Source organism: Bacillus sp. FSL K6-2944 (assembly GCF_038005385.1).
Taxonomy (GTDB): Bacteria; Bacillota; Bacilli; order Bacillales; family Bacillaceae_G; genus Bacillus_A; species Bacillus_A cereus.
In genome coordinates this window covers 302,483-319,670 of the sequence record NZ_JBBOTE010000002.1, presented here as the reverse complement: position 1 = coordinate 319,670, position 17,188 = coordinate 302,483, and the positions used below count along the sequence as shown (strand labels likewise).

The following is a 17,188-nucleotide window of genomic DNA, read 5'->3' as shown; positions in this document are numbered from 1 at the left end:
GACTACACCTCTTTCTAGCTACTTCTGTTTACGTGTCTAGACGGTCTTCTCTGACGTTTTATTCTATTCCTATGCTTTACGTTCCCTTTAGGTTTTAATGGCTCTAATTCTTCCAATCTAGCATCTGTTTGGGTTACATACTCCTGAAATGCTTTAACAGTCTGCGAAATCATCCCATATAACCCCACACCATTTTCCTCTGATTCTTTTGGAATAACTAAACCATAATGTGTAGGGATTGCCTCTGTAGTAATTGTCGGCTCTCCTTCTTTACGATTCATACGCATCTCATACAGTTTTGGAATATCTGTTTTCAAATTGTACTGTTTCATTTCCCATTCCATTACCTTTTCAAGTAAGCTGGATGTAATAGGACGGATATTGGTTTTATATGTTTCTTTTGAAGAAACTTTGAAGTCTGAAGCAATTACTCCTTGATAATATGTCCCAAGAGCGGTTTTCACTTGGATATACCCATTGTCCCAACTCGAATTGCGTATGATCGCATTTGGGAGCATGATATCTGTATCCCCTCCAGATGCAACCCCGATACTTGCAATCCAATTGTCATTACGATAAAAGCGGAATTGATCTTTAACCTTAAATCTCATCTCACTTTGGGCATCTAGGACAATCATTTTATCAGCGTCGAGCATCGCATTCCCTGTTTGTGAAAAGTATAAAGAAGCTGCATTCAAGTATCCATTGCCCTCGAGTCCTTTTGTCATTCCGATTCCACCAGACTTAACGCTCGTATCTGAGAATTGGTACACCATAATAGCACCATTTGCCCCTGTGGAATCTGAATCTCCGCCTAAAATAAGAGTTGGTTGTATTTCATTTCTACTGTTTTTGTAATACCCTACAAACACCCTTGTTCTAGATGACTCATACAAACGTATAAATTGCTTTGAAATATTTACATAGTTGACACTATCTGAAGTTCGTAATGTTGAACCTGTTATTTCTCCGCCTTGCACCAGATTCCCACTTAACGTACCTGCAGTAATAAAATCAGCAACAATTCTTCCGTCACTTGTAATAGCAGTTCCATATGGTCCATTCACACCTGTGGAAGAATACCCTAATCCATTCAAGTTCCATTGCCAAACCTTTTTCGCACTCCTTTCATCTTTCGTATCCATAATTAAAATACGATCTGGATACATACGGACATGTCCTCCGAATCCTGAATTAATAAGGCTTGTAGCATTTGCTTTTGCTGCATCCAAAATCGAACTTGGCATATTTGATAACTCTTCTTGTACCAGGTCAACCCTACCAGAAACATCCGTAAAAGATTCTTTGAAGTTACCAATGGTTATATCTAGATACTCTTTTTTTATTGGGTCATACTTATAAGCAATTACCTTCGCCTTTATATCCATACCATCTTCTTGATGCTCAACCGTAACCGTATCTGCCATATAAACACTCTGTAAATGCTTATAATCCTTATACTCTTCCGTTTGTGATAACTCCTGAAACGTAACGTTATAAGTTGCTTTAGGTTGGTCAATTTTTTGAATCGTAAACATATCTTTAGCTGCTTGACGTAATAATCTATACGCTTCTTCTAATGGAACAGCATCTTCGTCATCAGCATTTTCACCAATAGCTGCTTTAATATGTTTACATTCAACCACTTTAATTTTCGGATGAGGATACTTATTTATAAGTGGGCTATCCACGTACTTTTCAGGAAGAAATAACCCAGCAAAACCTTGTGGCATGATTCTCGTTATGGGACTTTTCCAATCCACATTACCTTCATACCCTAATAAATCTTTCTTATGACGAATCACTACCCCACGATCCATACCACGATTTTGTAGCATCTTTACATCAAAATTATCTCGTTTTAATTCGCCGCCCCAACGATTAACAAATGAATTGTCTTGACTAGAATCCAATAATGCTTCTACAGGATTTTTCCGGACAATACGTGCACTGGCTACCTTTGGTATATCTGAATAAAACTGAAAAGGATGCTTGTATTGGCATCCTGCTGACATACGATTCATAGCTCCATTACCATTTGTTGTTTCAGCAAAAATGTCTTCAATTAGATTTTCTGTTAAGTCATAAAAAATGTGATAACATTGCGCTGTAATCTCACCCATACTGACTTTAGGGGCTGCTACTCGAAATAGTTGTTCGCCATCAGGAGTTGGAACTTTCATGATGCTCATTCCCTCTATTTCCAAACCATGTGGTGCAAACAATGGATAACGAAATGAAAATAAAAATAAACCATTGAGTTCTTCCTCAACAGTTGCGTTATACATATTTTTATCTAAAGCCCCTATGCCATTGTGTGTAAAATCAGTCTCATTTTGTTTATATAAAGTAATCATTTATATCTCCACCTAGGCCTGATTTCCATAAATTGAATTGCTCCTGACCACTCTATTGTATTTTCTCCTACATTGAATATAGGGAACTGTCCAACCATTTTATGATTCATTGATATGGTATCGGTATATGCTTCAAGTATTTCTGAGTCTATGACAACAGAACCATTCACATCTTTTATTTGAAAAGAGACATCATTGATTGTTATACGGAAAGTACCATTTCCCACAATCCAAAACTTAGGATCAGATTCCATTGTACCTGGATTATAAATTACACCAGGTTTGGTAAGCTTTAGATTTACATCCTCTGTATATTCAAAGGGATCTAAAGTGAAATCCACTTCAAATTCACCATGTTCCTCAATTTCAGTTGTGATGTCTCCCATTTCAACATGCTGAATCTTCCGATACACCTCGTCATCTGTGAAAAAGAGTGTTCTCCCTTGTAACAACCAAGGTTTAGCACGTCTTATGAAAGGTTTAATATTTTCCCTTTCCAACATATTAAATTTCACCTTAAAAGGGACATTTTCATACGCCCCTTTCTTTGTAAGTGAACCATGTCGCCCTGGTATTTCTATGTGTTCTACCTTTTGTTTTGCAGTTGGAATCACTGGACGATCTACTAAACCTAATCCGTAACTACTTGCTAATTCATTATCGATTCCTATATCCAACAATTAAGTCGTCCTCCCGATTCCTATTTTTGAATGACGCCCTTTTTGAGCAAGTGCATCATCTATTTTTCCGACCATGTGGTCGATATCACGATTATCCCTCACTGAAGGATTATAGATATTAATTATAGTTGGTTCAGTAGACATTGTTGCTGCAATCCCTTCACCAATCTCACCTAATGTCTTTTTATTCAACGGTAAAACTGCTTCTCGCCCCACTTCTCCTGCACCTTGCAACTGACCATTACTCATACCGAAAATGGTAGGTCTAGTAAAGATACCTCCTTTTGCACGCCATTGCACATCGATCCCAGATGGGAAAGTAATGTCTTTACCCAAAATATTTTTCGTACTAGTCTGCAGACTGAAGTGTGGCAGTTTAGGCATTTCCGGTTTCGGAATCTTTAATTTCAAATCACTGAAAAACCCTTTGATTTTATCAATGAATCCCTTTACTTTATCTACCGCATCTTTTATCGGATCAATGATAAATCTCTTTGCTGCATCAAATTTTTCTTGCGCTGCATTCTTTACAGAATCAAATTTTCCCCGTGCCGTATTGTACATATCATTGAATTTCTCTTTTGCAGAATGATAAGCTGAAATCACTGGATCAATAATATATTTATAAACTAGATTCCATGCAGTAAGTGTATAAGATTGGATTTTGGCCCAATTACCTAGTATCCAATTCGCTAAATCATTCAATTTTTCTTTCGTTGCATTCCACAATTCTTGAACTGGTTGAATGACATATTGTTTTACTAAATTCCATGCTGCAGAAGTATATGATTTAACTGTTTCCCATTGTGAATTTAGCCAAGAAACAAGCGTACCAATCTGTTCTTTAACCCAATCCCATGCTTCTTGAACAGGTTGAGTAATATATTGTTTAAATAAGCCCCAAGCAACTTGTGCAGCAGCCTTTATAAGTTCCCACTGCGTACTAAGCCATGTGACTAATTCACCAATTTGCGCACTTATCCAATCATACGCCTCCTGAATCGGCTGTATAATATATTGAGATATTGCCGCCCATGCAATTTGTGCCCCTGCTTGAATGAGTAGCCAACCTGCTTCTAAAACTGTGGAAACTGCTGAGATAATCGGATTTAAAACTGTGAGTATTGTATCCCATGTTTCTTGCCAAGCTATCTTTAATTGATCCCAAATAGAAGTTGCCGTTTCAACAATACCCGTCCACAATCCACTGAAAAATTCACCTAAAGGAGACAATATACTATCTGCTAATTCAATGAACGAAGACCACGATTCTGAAAAATAATCAGTAATACCTGTCCAAATTTCCGATGCCGTATCAGAAATTCCATTCCATAAATCGCTAAAAAACTGACCTATCGGATCAAAAAATGCATGCATCATCTCAATAAATGAAGACCACGCTTCCGAAAAATATTCAAATGTGGCAGACCATCCATCGCTACATGCCTGAACTATACCTGCCCACAATTCGCCAAACCACTCTTTAAATTGTGACCATTTTTCAGAAAGCCAGTCAGTTATGGCACCCCAGTTTTGAATCACCGCTATAATCCCTGTAATTACAGCAGCTATTCCGGCAATAACAAGCATAACTGTTCCAATCGTCGTACCTAACGCTATACATGATACAACTACAGCTGCAATAATAGGAGCTAAAAGACCTACTACAGTCGTTAACCCTAAAAAAATAAAAGTGAAATTTTGAATCGGTTCTGGTAATTTAGTAAAACCATCAACTAAAAACTTTATCCCCTCTACTATCGGAGGTAAAACATCTTTAGCTAATTCAGCAAGTTTTTTCCCAAGCGGCTCTAACGCAGCCTGCGTTTCTCTTAATGCTTTTTGAAATTGCTGTCCCAAAGATTCTTCCTGAAGTTTCTTCATTTCATCCATACGTCCAGTTACATCACCAAGACCACCATGTACATTATTTAGACTAAGTACAGCTTCAGCGCCCATGTCTTCCCATTTCACGCCAAATAAAGCAACACCAATCTGGTTTGCCTTTACTTTGTCATCCATCTTTTGAAGATCACCTAATACAGCATTGAATACATCAGCTGCCGTTCCCTTACCTTCATTGAATGATTTCCATACTTTTTGTGTCTCTTCAGATAAATCACCGAATCCTTCTGATACACCTTTAGATCCATCTTGTACACGGATACCAAATTCCTTCACCAGGTCATTGATATAGTCTAAATTATACGAACCACTTTTTGTTCCATTTGCTAAAATCGTAAACATTTCTTGCGCACTAAAACCACCTTGTTTAAATAAAGGCGCATATTCAGAGAGGTTATCAAATAACTCGTCTGAATAATTTAAACCTTCTTGAGCACCGGCAGCAAGTAAATCAAATGTTTCTTGTGTCGATAGACCAAACTGTGACATTAATTGCCCTGCGCCACGTGTTGCTTCGTTTAAATCCACATCATAAACTTTAGCTAGTGTTAGAACATCTTCCGACGCCATTTGAAGCTCGTCATACGGAACATCTCTCATGTTTTGATAGACTTTTATAAGTGCATTGTCTACCTCTTCAAGATTTTCACCAAAGCCTTTTTTCCATGTATCGACTGCAATCTTTTGAAGGTTTTCGGCACCTTTCCCAGTCAACCCTAATGAAGCTTGAATTTTCCTCTGTGATCCATCAAACTCTATTGCTGTATTTACAATCGACTTTCCCATTTCAATTAACTTTTCAGATATTCCTTGGAGGACTTCAGCGGCTTCCATTAAATTGTTCATATCAAGTTTCTTATTGATTTCCGCCATACCATCCGCTGCTTGTGAACCACTTCGCCCAACACTCTGTAATGAGTTTTCAAATTGCTTTACTGTCGTTTTTGCTTGGTTTAATTTAGCCTCAAGTTGCTGCACTTCGATAGAATTCTCACCATACACACGCTTTGCTGCACTTAATTGTTGTTCTAAGTTGTGGACGACCCTATCAGTCATTTCCATTTGCTGGCGTAGTTGTTTCTGTGCTAATTCCAACTTATCAGCTTCACTAGCATTTTGACCTAATTCAGCATTTTGAAGTTTGAAAGAGCTAGTTAATTTCTTTTGTTCCGCTTCAAGCTTTTTAGAATTCTCTTGTAAATCCAGTAAAGTTCCACGTACTTCTCTGGCTTCAATTGCTTGCTCAGAAAAGCCTTCATTCACTCGTTTCATTGCATGATCAAGAGAAGTCTCAGCACGTTCTGCATCAAGCAACTTCCCGTACATCTTATTGAGTTGTTCGGCGGTTGTACTTGTGTCCTTAGACATCGCTTGATATTCAGCACGTAACATAGCTGTACGTTTCTTGGCTGCTTCCATTTGAATTGCAAGCTTCTTCTTTTCAGCAAGAAGTTTATCAGTCATTGTCGCATCTTGGCCCATTGCTGCAATATGATTTTTATATTCTTTCGCTGCATTATTCATAACCATATTGATTTGTTTCAATGTATTTGCATACTGAACTTGGCCATCCATTTTAAAATGAAGAACAACATTTCTTTGTAACTACTCAGCTTCTTCAAATAAAAAAACAGGCCAAATACATGTTTCCGATTCGAAAACATGAAAAGAAAATACTCCAATCAGAGAAAGAATCTATGCCAAATAGAGAAATTCTCTTATGAAGTCGTGTTATTCCAAGGAACCGTTCTAGTTTCTATGACTTGGTTTATCGCTTGTAAGACCGATTGTTTTTGTTTTTTCATGGTACTCATAAAGCTTCGTATCTGACAAAAAGATTCTGCGCCTTTCTTACTTCGGAAAGTCCCAGACACTTTCTGTTTTACTTTCGTCATCCGAATATCCCGTTCTGCTTGATTGTTATCAAATGGAATGGCTGGATGTTCTAAAAACGCTAGAATTCTGTCAGAATACTTGACGAAGCGATTCCATAAATTTTGAGAAGGCGTCTGCTTTCCTTTCTTCTTTTGTTTCGTGGAAAGAATCTGTTGTTCTTTCAATATGGATTGATACATAATAAACAGATTCTTTTGCGTCGCTTTTGGCATGGTACCTTCGGATTGCTTTTTCATCGTCAACGCTTGCGTTAGAAATTTCTGCATCTGTTGTGCCCATTGTTCTCCAGTACTATCTATAATTCCTTGTAAATCTCGTAAGAGATGGGCATTACATAAAACGTGACGACAATCTGTATACGCATCATACGATTTCCAACCATCATGCATCGCAATTCCAGAAAAAGATGGCAAGATTTCTCCAGCATCCATTGCTTCTTTTCCACGTTTTTGATGAATATGTTGCAATGTCACCTCCGGTGTACTGGCAGTATGTAACCATTGTGTTTTGTTTTCTACACGCATACCAGTTTCATCAAAATGGACAACAGGAGACTGCAGAATCTTTTCCTTTACTTCTTTTATGAATGGCTGCAATTGAGAAGCGAAAGCCTGTGTATGATTTACCAGGGTTCCTTCGCTTATAGAATGTCCAAAACAATCCTGAAAGAATTCTTTTGTTCGCTTCAAAGAAATGCATTGATAATGCGTTAAATAGGGAATCAGTCTTTTTATATTTGGACCATATTGAACAGGACGAGATACTGTCGAAGGAAATTGGGCTTCTTGGATAGAATGGCAATGTGGGCATTCTTTCTGTTCTACTTTATGTTCTGTCACTTCGATCTGAATAGGTGGTAAGTCATACACTTGGCGAATGCGATACCCTTTTACAGGCTCGTGGTTCAAGGAAGTATGACAACAAGTACAATATGTAGGAGAATGTGTAATCGTATGATCTGGAGTCGCTGTCAAACCAAGAGTATGTCCCTTGTGGCCCAACTGGCCACCCGTTTGACGATGAGACGGTTTGCGCAAACTTTTTGTAACGGGCTTACCCAAACCATCTGTAGAAGGTGGCTTATGACTATTTTTGGAGTTTTTTTTTGAAGCATTTTCTAGTTCTTGTATACGTTTTTCTAACTTAGAAAATGTTTCTTCAAATAAAGAAATAACAGCTTCAGGTCCTTTTTTATATGTATCTAAAATAATTTTTCGATCGACCATAAGATTCACCTCCCCTGTTTGATATACTCAGTATTTACAAATGGGAGGCATATGAAACTAGTAAAATTTAAAAAAGACACCGAAAGGTGGCTGAGTAGTTACTTTTCACCTCATTTCTTATAGGAATGGTGTTTGATCTAGCGTGTAAATTTGTTTCGGTTTCTGCTCATGTAATGCATCTGGATTGTTGTATCTGAGATGCATAATGAATTGTTTTAGAAAATGTGCCGGTGTGATTTTCCAAAAGTCATCCATGCTTAAACCAAGCAACGTATTACCGACATAAAAATAAAAATCCCAGTCCAATTCGGACTGAGATTCCTCGTTTTTCGTCAGTATGTTTTTTACTTTTTTTCTTGCTTCAACTTCTCCATATCAGAATGTTGGAAAGTTTGACCACTGAAAATTTCGTATACAACGATGAAAATATCAGGTAATTCATTCATAGGAATCGCACCTTTCAATTCATCTACTGTACATTCCGTACCACCACTACGTACCATCGCATAAATTAATGCACGCATCAATTTCGCTTCCTTTTCTCCCAGGCTAAATTGACCTTTTCTTAACATATCATTCATTTCTTTTTCAAATTCATGATAAGGTGTTCCAAATGCTTCTTCCACATAAGGAAAAGATTCAAAAGTAAAAATAACAGGGATTGAGACACCCTGTATCTTAATGCTATTTCTAGTTATATTTACATTTACTAGATCACTTAAACGTGCCATATTACCACTCCTTATTTCCCTGTCGTTTCAGTTTTTTTAGGTGGTTCAGGTGTACTCCCCAATTGAGTCAATTGAGATTCATCACAGATCACTTGTTTTAAGAAATCTTCCACTTTGATTCCTTTTGCTTCTGGATGACCCGTATCCAATTCAGCTTGCGTAACATCATTATACAGTAGCGGATCAGCTGTAATCGTATAAGCAATGTCATCCACAGTCATTTCATCACCTTGTGTTTTCCAAGATTCTTCTACTGGAGCAACTGTACATTTCGGATACCAACGAACCAGCTTTGTTCCATCATTCAGAGGAAATACAGCACCTACTGCAAATTTCGGATATTCTTTCGGCTTTGCGGTTTCAAAAGAGACACCTTTTTTACGCACTTTGGCAAAGAGTTTATCCTTTACTTCACGGTTTAAACCAGCAAGATTAAACGCTAATCCAAATGCAGTATTTTTGACAATATTTATGATTTTTTTATTAGACGCCCATTTTGTAAAGTTTGTAGATGTCGTCGAAATTGTTAAATCTGTAATGTTTGTTTGCTTATAAGTTATATCCTCATAGGTTGGTAAGGTATTTGTCGATTCATTACCTTTCATCATACATAGATATAAATCTTCGATACCTACCGTGTATTGAATTTCTTTATTTTCAATTGGCATGTCTATCATCCTCACATTCTATCCATTATTTTTTGTGCCATCATATCAGCAATTTTGTCACCTTCTGCATCGAAGGTATGCTGAACAAAGTGTTTTCCTTTCACACGCCCCTTACCATTTGCTTTTTTATGACCATGTTCAACTAAGTACCAATACCAAGCTTCATCTTTAAATTCCACAGATACACGATCATCTTTCACAACAACCTTTAGGCTATCCCTTAAATGTGTCCGCTTGTTTTTATTGGATGCTTTGATTTTTGGTTTTAATTTACTCGCAAAATACTTGGCTGCTTCTTCTAATACATCTAATTCGACCTTTTTATTCACTCGTAATAGCGTATGAATATCTTCTAAAGCTTCAGCAAAACCATTGTTATTTGAAGCCATTACCGAATACACCTCACATACGTTATAAACTGCGTGATAGTGTCGTCGTTTTCGTCATAACCCATTCCATCAAATTGAGAATAAGACATGCCTGCTTCGTTAAAAACAGCCTTTAACGGCTCGTAATCTTTTTCAGTTCCATTTGTGATAACTGCAATTTGATAAAGTGGCATATCCTTTATAACTTTATTAGAAGCTCTTTTCTGTTGCTCATTCACAAATTCATACACAATGTAAGGATATTTTGCTGTTGTAGGAGCCTCATCACGATATACTGGAATGCCTGATTTTTTCATGATGTCCCTTAATTCTTGAAAACTAATTTGCATAGGACAATGACACCTCCATCAATCGGTCTTCTTCACGTACATAAATACGCTCAATATCATAGATGCGGCCACCCACTTTTACACGATAATCCTTTTGATCGTTTTCAATGTCACGATCAATGCGAACTTCAATTTTCTTTACAATTTCATTCCTATCTTTCGTTGTAAATTTATCAGTGGCCTTAACTCCAATGTTGTTATACCGCATGTTCCGTTCGAATGGATATCCCATCACAACTCGATCCGTTTCTGGATCGATCGTTTCTCCCAATTTAAGTAGCTCACCTATCCATTTGAGTTTATTCGTCTTCCTCTTCGGCATCATAAACCTCCTGGACAAAGAATGGTGTTAAAGCATCAAGTGCCTGTTCTAATTCTTTTTCAGAGACTCTGTAATCATAGAAAATGCCGGCTACCATAATAATTAAATACTCGGTCTGTTTGCCTGTCGCATTCTTTACATAAGTCTTTGCTTGATTGATATAAAAAGAGAGCATAGAATCATCCATGCCCTCTTCCCAATGAATATGCGATTTTAATTTCTCAGTTAAATCACCCATATGAAGCGCCCACACTAGTTATTTATAGCAATAGCATTCGATTTATCATCCGTTCCAATCCATGTTCCACCTGTTAATTTTCCAGTACCATCAACAGTTAAAGAAATAGATTTCACACCAACACCATTGGCACCGTTCGTTCCATTTTTTCCATCAGCGCCTTTCGCACCAGTATCACCTTTGTCTCCTTTCAGACCTGGGCTTCCCGTTTCGCCTTTATCTCCTTTAGGCCCTTGGACTCCTGCTACCTCAATTAAATCGGCAAAATCTTGTTGCGTTGGCTTATATCCCGTCACAAATAATGCTTTGACTGCTTCTTTTGTTTTTCCCATCCTGGCATCCCTCCTATGAAAGTATCAAACTCTTCCCAATCACCGCTTCTCCAATTGGAAGCGGTTTATCAGGGTTTCGTCGGCGTCCCATCCTGCAAGATATATTTATAAACTGGCACTTCAAATGGAGAATGAATGAGTTGCGCATCTAGTAAATTCCAAATACGGAAACCTACACGGTTTGTACGTGAGAATAACTCAACTAATTTTTGTACTTCTAACGATCCAATTACATCTTGAATATAGAACTTAGAGAAGTCACCGAAATAGAATACTGGTGTATCTGGTGAATCAGGAATGTCAATTGCATCTTCTTCCTCAACAGGGAACCCTAATAACGTATAACCAATTCCACCTTCCGCTTGATTAAACGGACGAAGTAATGGGAAACCGTCATCTGTTTTCATTGTTTCAATTTTTGTTAATGCTGCTGTATTTAACACCCATCGTGCTTTTTTACGAACCTCTTTAACAGGTGTATTTTTCATTTTTACTAATGCATCGTAAAGATTTTTCTCATCTGTTTTGAACTCAACAGCTTTCTTTGCTAATGCACCATCATTTATGTTATTTGCTTCATCACCATTCACCATATATTGCGTTTCTTTACGAACATAAGCTTTTTTCAGCTCGTCCATAACGATTTGTTCAATCGGTAAACCTGTACGTGCTAATAACTTTTTCGTTACAGTAGCAAGTGCATCAAATTCTGTTGGAGATAGTTCAATTTCATCGAATTCAATATCTGTTTCTGGCATTTCGTTATTACTTCGTTCATTTTTATGTCCTTGCGCTTCTGCTTTTTTAACTAAAACAGGATACTTAATATTTTCTTTTGTTTTTACTCCCGTTCCTAATCGACGTAAGAAGTTTTCTTCTTGCGCATACGTAATAATTTCTTTACTCAAGAAATCTGGAATCGTAACAGAACCATTACCAGTCACTAATCCTAATGCACGGGCTTCCTTTTCATCAATATTTCCTACAATGTAGTTAGCGAATACAGAACGAATTTCCGTTTCTTTATTTGCACGATGACCTTTAGTAGAAAGAGCTGCTGCAATAGATGCTGCAATAGCGGAACGTTGTTCTTCTGATAGTTCCGTTTTTTCATTCGGATTTTCTTTTGCTTCTGGATCTTCTTTTTTCTCTGTATCATCGTCTTTTTTCTTTTTGTCTGGATCCTCTTCTAGAGTTGCTAATTCTTCTGAAATCGTTCGTACTTCTCGTGTTAATTGCTCTACTTCTGCTTTTACAACTGTTAATTCTTCTGAACGCACCTCATTTTTTTCAACTTTACTTTGTAATTCTGCTAATCTAGATTTTGTTCTTGCTAAAGATGCATTTAAAATTTCTTTTATCTTCATCCTATATTCCCTCCAAAACAGTTTTTATTTGTTGAATCAAATGATTTCTTTCTTCCCTTTCGTCGTCTACAACTGTTTGTACAGCCGTTTCTTCACTTCTCATTTCAATCATGGCTGTATTTTCGCCTCTGGTTTCAATGGAAGTGGCAACATAGGCTGGTGTCATATCCAAAATAGAAACTTCTAAGAGTTCTAATTCTTCAATAGATCGTTTTTGAACACCCGCTTCGCCCTCTTCCCATGAGTCCTTTTCAGAAACAAAGCCAAATGACCAACCACGCAATTCTTTATCTCTTGCTTTCTCAATTACTTGTTCATCTGTAACTGTAGCGATGGCTCTTAATCCAATATTGTCTTCATACAATTCCAGATTTCCGTTTTCAATAGAACCAAGCTTTCTATTTTTATCGTGGTTAAAAAGTAAATCCACATTCTTTGCTTTCTTTAACGCTTTTTCAAACGCCTTAGGGACAATTCTCTCTTTGAAATATCCCCTTGGAGAAGGCAACATTCGACTTTCTCTGTCCACAACATTTACATATCCATCAAGTATGACTTGGTTCCCCCGGACCTCAATTTTCATTCTCTTCACCCCCTCCCAATGGACCATCGGCCGCTTCTTTCTTACCGATTTCAGTTACATCATTTGAAATATAAATTGCTTGTGATTCTTTTGTATTTTGTTTAGGGAATCCAAGCATATCAGCGACATGATCAGGTGAAGTAATAGCGGTACGTACCAGGTTATAACCGATATTTGTCTTGTTGCTATACGTAACAAAATCAAGAATATTAATCTTAAACTTAATTCGTTTTCCCGAATTTTGGCCATAAAAAAGAAGACTCAAATGGTCTTCAAAATTTTTCATGATGGGTCTTACCGCTTTATTGTGAATATACATCATTGCTTTCTCTATATCTTCTTTGATTAGCTCTGTGTATGTATCCACATTTATACCTAAAAACTTACCCAAATCCTTTTTGTATACATTTAGATATGCTAGGGTCTTTTCATCGTCTAGTGGGCTTTTAAGCGTGTCTATTGAGTACCCTTTTCCAAGAGGAATCATTTTTACAGATCGTGATTCATCGATGGATTCCAGTTGATCTAAAATGGCGTTGATTAACTTTGACTGTGCACCATTCTGTGGATTGATATGAGCATCCAAATTTAGCAAGAATGCTAATAGTCCACCCTTTTTATATTTGTCAGTTAACGTTTTCTCGGCTGACATAACTCCCTCGAGTGTATCTCTTCCCAAGTCAAGAATACCTTTTCCTCTTACATGATCTGCACCAATATTTTTTACATGCCGAATCATAAATGGAGGTACCTCATGACCACCAATATTGAAATGCTCCACCAAATAATCATCTAACTCTGTAAAAACATTGGAAGCTAGATGTATTTGGTTCCCATTCAATATAGGGAACGTTTCTCCCTCAAGTAAATAGGTATTGGTCATTAACTTAATAAATTCAGATTGTGTTAAATAATCATTCGGATTCTTTAAAATACGAAGTGCCCTATCATCTTTGGTTTCATTACCAAATTCATCTTCCACAACGATATCAGCCAATACCATTTGATTACTGATATCTTGTAGTAATTCGTATACATCACTAGACTGCAAGATGTTTGAATCCGTAACATACACACCGCCGTAGCGAATGCTTTTACCTAACACATCATCCAGATAGCCACGTTTTTCTAGCTTACGATATAAATAATTGGAAAACCGATCTCGTAACCCCAATTGCTCACCTTCTTTCTATCTATAAATCTCACCAATCAATTCATCCATTCCCTCTTCACTCACATCATCCATCACCATCATCGTTTCTTTATGGGCAACTAAAAAAGCAACAAATCCATCAATCTTCTTTTTGGACTGCCTTTTACTTGGGGCTTTCATTCCGTTCATATTTGTAACCACCACCATATTCAGTGCACAATATATAAACAGTGGATTATCCGTTATTAAACGCTTTTCATAGATGAGAATTTCCGAATCATCGATCATAGCATTCATAACGTTTGGATACTGATTGACTGCAATACATTCTAAACCGAGGTTTTCAAGCTTCTCTATTAATTTTTGGGACATTGCTGGATCATAATTTATTTGTTGTACATCGTACAAATTCATACTTTCAACGATATATTCCATAACTTGATCTTGGTCAATCATTTTCCCATCACAAAACATAGCAAAACCACGTTCAACCATATAAGTATAGGGAACATTATCCTCTTTTTCTTTAAAATCAATATTGTCATTCGGAAGAAAATACATCTGTTTCACTTTTATAATCGACCTTCCTTCCTCATTATGTGAAGGGAAGTTTAAACTCACGCATGTTAAGTCTGTGGTTTTCGATAAGTCCAATCCTACATAACAAATTTCTCCTGTAAGATCACCCAGATCTTCCACAAGTACATGTTGAACTTGTTCATGTTCAAAATAATTGTCTGCACTATTTACAAAGACATTTAGATGCTTGGAAAGAAATTCTGCTTTTGAATGTGCGGATTGTTGCGCTTTTTTATACTCATTCTCGAGTTGCTCCATCGTAACAGAAACACCAATATTCGGATTCACCATCTTCCATACTGTTCTATCCGTCCAGTCATACCCTTTGTTTGGCTCCCAAATTGCAACAAATAAAGGATCATCATTATCTTTTTCCAACGCTTCTTTTGCAAGTTTATATACACGCATTCCGACGCTCGATGAACCTTTACCTGCCGTTGAAATATTCAGCATCATGGGCTGTTCACGAGATACCTGGGCAGATTTTAAATTATCGTACATGTCCATGTTTTCTTGTGCATGTAATTCATCGTTCAATACAAAATAAGGGTTCTTTCCCTCAAGACCCTTCGTGTTTTTCGTTAATACCTTAAATTTATTCTGATAAGCAATACCATTTTTATGATATCGGTACATGGCACCACTCACTGTACCATTGATTCCTTTATACACCTGTGTATGTCGTGCCAACGGTTCCGAGTTTTCTATTGCTTGCGCAATAGGTTCCGCTGCATTTTGTGCTTGTTCATAATCAGATGCTGCACAATAACAATCCGCTCCCAGTTCCAGTTCTCCATACATCGCATAGAGCAGTGCACCTGCGGCAATAATTGTTTTCCCATTCTTTTTTGGCACTTGCACATAGGCCTCTCGAACAACACGGACATCTTTCCCTTTTTCATTTTTACGATACCAACCATACATATTAGCAAAGACAAACATTTCCCACAATTCTAATTCCATCAATTGACCGGCCAGTGGTCCTTTCACATGGCGGATGAAAGATTGAACGAAATCTAACATTTCATTTGCTCGATCTACTTCAAACCAAATATCTTTTCTTTTTTTCCACTTCTTATATCGCTCTACCGCAAGAATGATCGATTTCGGGTATTTCTTTTTATGCTCCATGACGTGACTTGCATACTGATCCGCATAGTTCACGCCTAGTTTAATCATCATGTAGATTTCCGCCATTTGGCTCGATGAACTGCTAATTCATCTTTTGGTTCATTAGATTGCATATTTTCATTGTTTCTTGGTGTTTTTTGTAAACTTTTCCCCTTATTCGTCATTCCGAGAGCTTCTAACATTTTATTCTTCTTATCATTCCAAGTTTCAACTTGTTGAGCGAGCGGATGTTTCATTTCATTTACTGCTCCAGCCTTGTTTTTATGCGTTTTTGTAGGAGCAAAACCATCAGCTTTCCATTCTTCAAACATCGTTTTATAAATGATAAAAGCATCTAAATAATTATCAATTAATGGTTCTAAGGAAGGTGTGAAATTGTCATCTTCAGTCAATAATTTTATGATTCTATTTCGTTCTTCATCCCTTGCAACATCTAGCATTTCCAACTTTTTCTTCTTTGACATGCGAGCCATTTTCACACCCCCCTTCATTTTAAAAAAATGGCGCAACTATTAATATGCCCCCCAAGCTACCTATCCTCCCCAGAGGAGAAATTTTAATTTTTGATAGGGGGGCTTCCGAAATAACTCGGAAAAACTTTCTTTGGTTTATCTTCATTTTCTTCGATTGTATGACAAACTGGACAAAGTAATCTTAAGTTATTCTCTTCTAATTTAAGAGTTGGATCTTCTTTGATTGGTATTACATGATGAACATGAGCACTTCGACCAAAGACGAACCTTCCACATCGTTGACAGCATCCATTCTCTCTTTCATATACCTTTGACCTGACAAACTTCCATGCATCAGTACGATAGAATGGTTTGTTATCATGATGGTAGATGTTCTTCTTATCTTTCTTCTTCCTTGGCTTGTTACGCTTATGTTCCCCGCAGTAACGTCCTTTACTTATCTTATTATGGCAGCCATTGAAGTCACAGTACTTCATGATAGCAATTCAATGATGTCTTCTTTCTTTTTAACATCAGCTGGAATCTCAATTCCTAATTCATCCGCATACGCGCGTAACTCTTTTACTGTTTTCTTACGCAAGATACGTTCCGTATCTGATTCACCAATTAGCAGCTTATCTTTAGTCAAATACCCTCCTGTCGCAAATCCCTTATTATCGATCATACCCTCAGGATTCATCGTTACTTCAAATCCTGGTTCTTCGCCGGTTGGCACAAATAAGCTTCGCTTTTCAGCCGTATTCCAGTATTCTGTACCCACTATTGTCTTTCTTGTTTCAGTAATCATTTTGCTTCACTCTCCTCCAAAACAAGAAAAGCACCATCGCTG

The 17,188-nt window shown here is 37.2% G+C and carries 19 protein-coding genes; all 19 read right to left on the bottom strand.

Annotation, left to right across the window (positions count from 1 at the left end; translation table 11 throughout):
- Positions 1 to 14: 14 nt before the first annotated feature.
- Positions 15 to 2,357: a phage tail spike protein gene (locus MHH55_RS22650; RefSeq protein ID WP_139362472.1), complete on the bottom strand. Its 2,343-nt coding sequence runs from the start codon at positions 2,355 to 2,357 to the stop codon at positions 15 to 17.
- The gene (locus MHH55_RS22645) at positions 2,354 to 3,037 is read right to left on the bottom strand and encodes a phage tail domain-containing protein (protein WP_069354824.1); all 684 of its coding nucleotides are present in this window, start codon (positions 3,035 to 3,037) and stop codon (positions 2,354 to 2,356) included. The genes MHH55_RS22650 and MHH55_RS22645 overlap by 4 nt, the downstream gene beginning before the upstream one ends.
- A complete protein-coding gene (locus tag MHH55_RS22640; protein ID WP_340881394.1) occupies positions 3,038 to 6,517 on the bottom strand; it encodes a phage tail tape measure protein in 3,480 nt (1,159 codons plus the stop codon).
- Between the two features lie 143 nt (positions 6,518 to 6,660).
- Positions 6,661 to 8,064 carry an IS66 family transposase gene (gene tnpC, locus MHH55_RS22635; protein WP_100910632.1) on the bottom strand — a complete coding sequence of 468 codons (1,404 nt, stop codon included), beginning with the start codon at positions 8,062 to 8,064 and terminating at the stop codon, positions 6,661 to 6,663.
- A gap of 117 nt (positions 8,065 to 8,181) precedes the next feature.
- Positions 8,182 to 8,370, bottom strand: coding sequence for a hypothetical protein (locus MHH55_RS22630; RefSeq protein ID WP_006927278.1), 189 nt, complete (start codon positions 8,368 to 8,370; stop codon positions 8,182 to 8,184).
- Between the two features lie 38 nt (positions 8,371 to 8,408).
- Positions 8,409 to 8,795, bottom strand: a complete 387-nt coding sequence (locus MHH55_RS22625) for a hypothetical protein (protein ID WP_069354823.1) — start codon at positions 8,793 to 8,795, stop codon at positions 8,409 to 8,411.
- Positions 8,796 to 8,806: 11 nt separating this feature from the next.
- Positions 8,807 to 9,463 (bottom strand): phage tail protein, encoded by a 657-nt coding sequence (locus MHH55_RS22620; protein WP_069354822.1) that lies wholly within the window; start codon positions 9,461 to 9,463, stop codon positions 8,807 to 8,809.
- Positions 9,464 to 9,474: 11 nt separating this feature from the next.
- The gene (locus tag MHH55_RS22615; RefSeq protein WP_069354821.1) at positions 9,475 to 9,852 is read right to left on the bottom strand and encodes an HK97-gp10 family putative phage morphogenesis protein; all 378 of its coding nucleotides are present in this window, start codon (positions 9,850 to 9,852) and stop codon (positions 9,475 to 9,477) included.
- A complete protein-coding gene (locus tag MHH55_RS22610) occupies positions 9,852 to 10,181 on the bottom strand; it encodes a hypothetical protein (protein WP_069354820.1) in 330 nt (109 codons plus the stop codon). Before MHH55_RS22610 ends, MHH55_RS22615 begins: the two co-directional genes overlap by 1 nt.
- A complete protein-coding gene (locus MHH55_RS22605; RefSeq protein WP_069354819.1) occupies positions 10,171 to 10,503 on the bottom strand; it encodes a hypothetical protein in 333 nt (110 codons plus the stop codon). Before MHH55_RS22605 ends, MHH55_RS22610 begins: the two co-directional genes overlap by 11 nt.
- Positions 10,481 to 10,741 (bottom strand): head-tail connector protein, encoded by a 261-nt coding sequence (locus tag MHH55_RS22600; protein WP_069354818.1) that lies wholly within the window; start codon positions 10,739 to 10,741, stop codon positions 10,481 to 10,483. Before MHH55_RS22600 ends, MHH55_RS22605 begins: the two co-directional genes overlap by 23 nt.
- A gap of 14 nt (positions 10,742 to 10,755) precedes the next feature.
- A complete protein-coding gene (locus MHH55_RS22595) occupies positions 10,756 to 11,073 on the bottom strand; it encodes a collagen-like triple helix repeat-containing protein (RefSeq protein ID WP_069354817.1) in 318 nt (105 codons plus the stop codon).
- A 68-nt stretch (positions 11,074 to 11,141) separates the two neighbouring features.
- Positions 11,142 to 12,440 (bottom strand): phage major capsid protein, encoded by a 1,299-nt coding sequence (locus MHH55_RS22590; protein WP_069354816.1) that lies wholly within the window; start codon positions 12,438 to 12,440, stop codon positions 11,142 to 11,144.
- Position 12,441: 1 nt separating this feature from the next.
- Positions 12,442 to 13,023 (bottom strand): HK97 family phage prohead protease, encoded by a 582-nt coding sequence (locus MHH55_RS22585; RefSeq protein ID WP_069354815.1) that lies wholly within the window; start codon positions 13,021 to 13,023, stop codon positions 12,442 to 12,444.
- On the bottom strand, positions 13,013 to 14,197 hold the full coding sequence (locus MHH55_RS22580) for a phage portal protein (protein ID WP_069354814.1): 1,185 nt from the start codon (positions 14,195 to 14,197) through the stop codon (positions 13,013 to 13,015). Before MHH55_RS22580 ends, MHH55_RS22585 begins: the two co-directional genes overlap by 11 nt.
- A gap of 15 nt (positions 14,198 to 14,212) precedes the next feature.
- Positions 14,213 to 15,937, bottom strand: a complete 1,725-nt coding sequence (locus MHH55_RS22575; RefSeq protein WP_340881389.1) for a terminase large subunit — start codon at positions 15,935 to 15,937, stop codon at positions 14,213 to 14,215.
- Positions 15,934 to 16,359 (bottom strand): P27 family phage terminase small subunit, encoded by a 426-nt coding sequence (locus MHH55_RS22570; RefSeq protein ID WP_340828041.1) that lies wholly within the window; start codon positions 16,357 to 16,359, stop codon positions 15,934 to 15,936. The genes MHH55_RS22575 and MHH55_RS22570 overlap by 4 nt, the downstream gene beginning before the upstream one ends.
- Positions 16,360 to 16,442: 83 nt before the next feature.
- Complete coding sequence (locus MHH55_RS22565; RefSeq protein WP_340881387.1) at positions 16,443 to 16,835, bottom strand: HNH endonuclease; 393 nt, start codon at positions 16,833 to 16,835, stop codon at positions 16,443 to 16,445.
- The gene (locus MHH55_RS22560; protein WP_277546776.1) at positions 16,832 to 17,146 is read right to left on the bottom strand and encodes a Rho termination factor N-terminal domain-containing protein; all 315 of its coding nucleotides are present in this window, start codon (positions 17,144 to 17,146) and stop codon (positions 16,832 to 16,834) included. Before MHH55_RS22560 ends, MHH55_RS22565 begins: the two co-directional genes overlap by 4 nt.
- Positions 17,147 to 17,188: the final 42 nt, after the last annotated feature.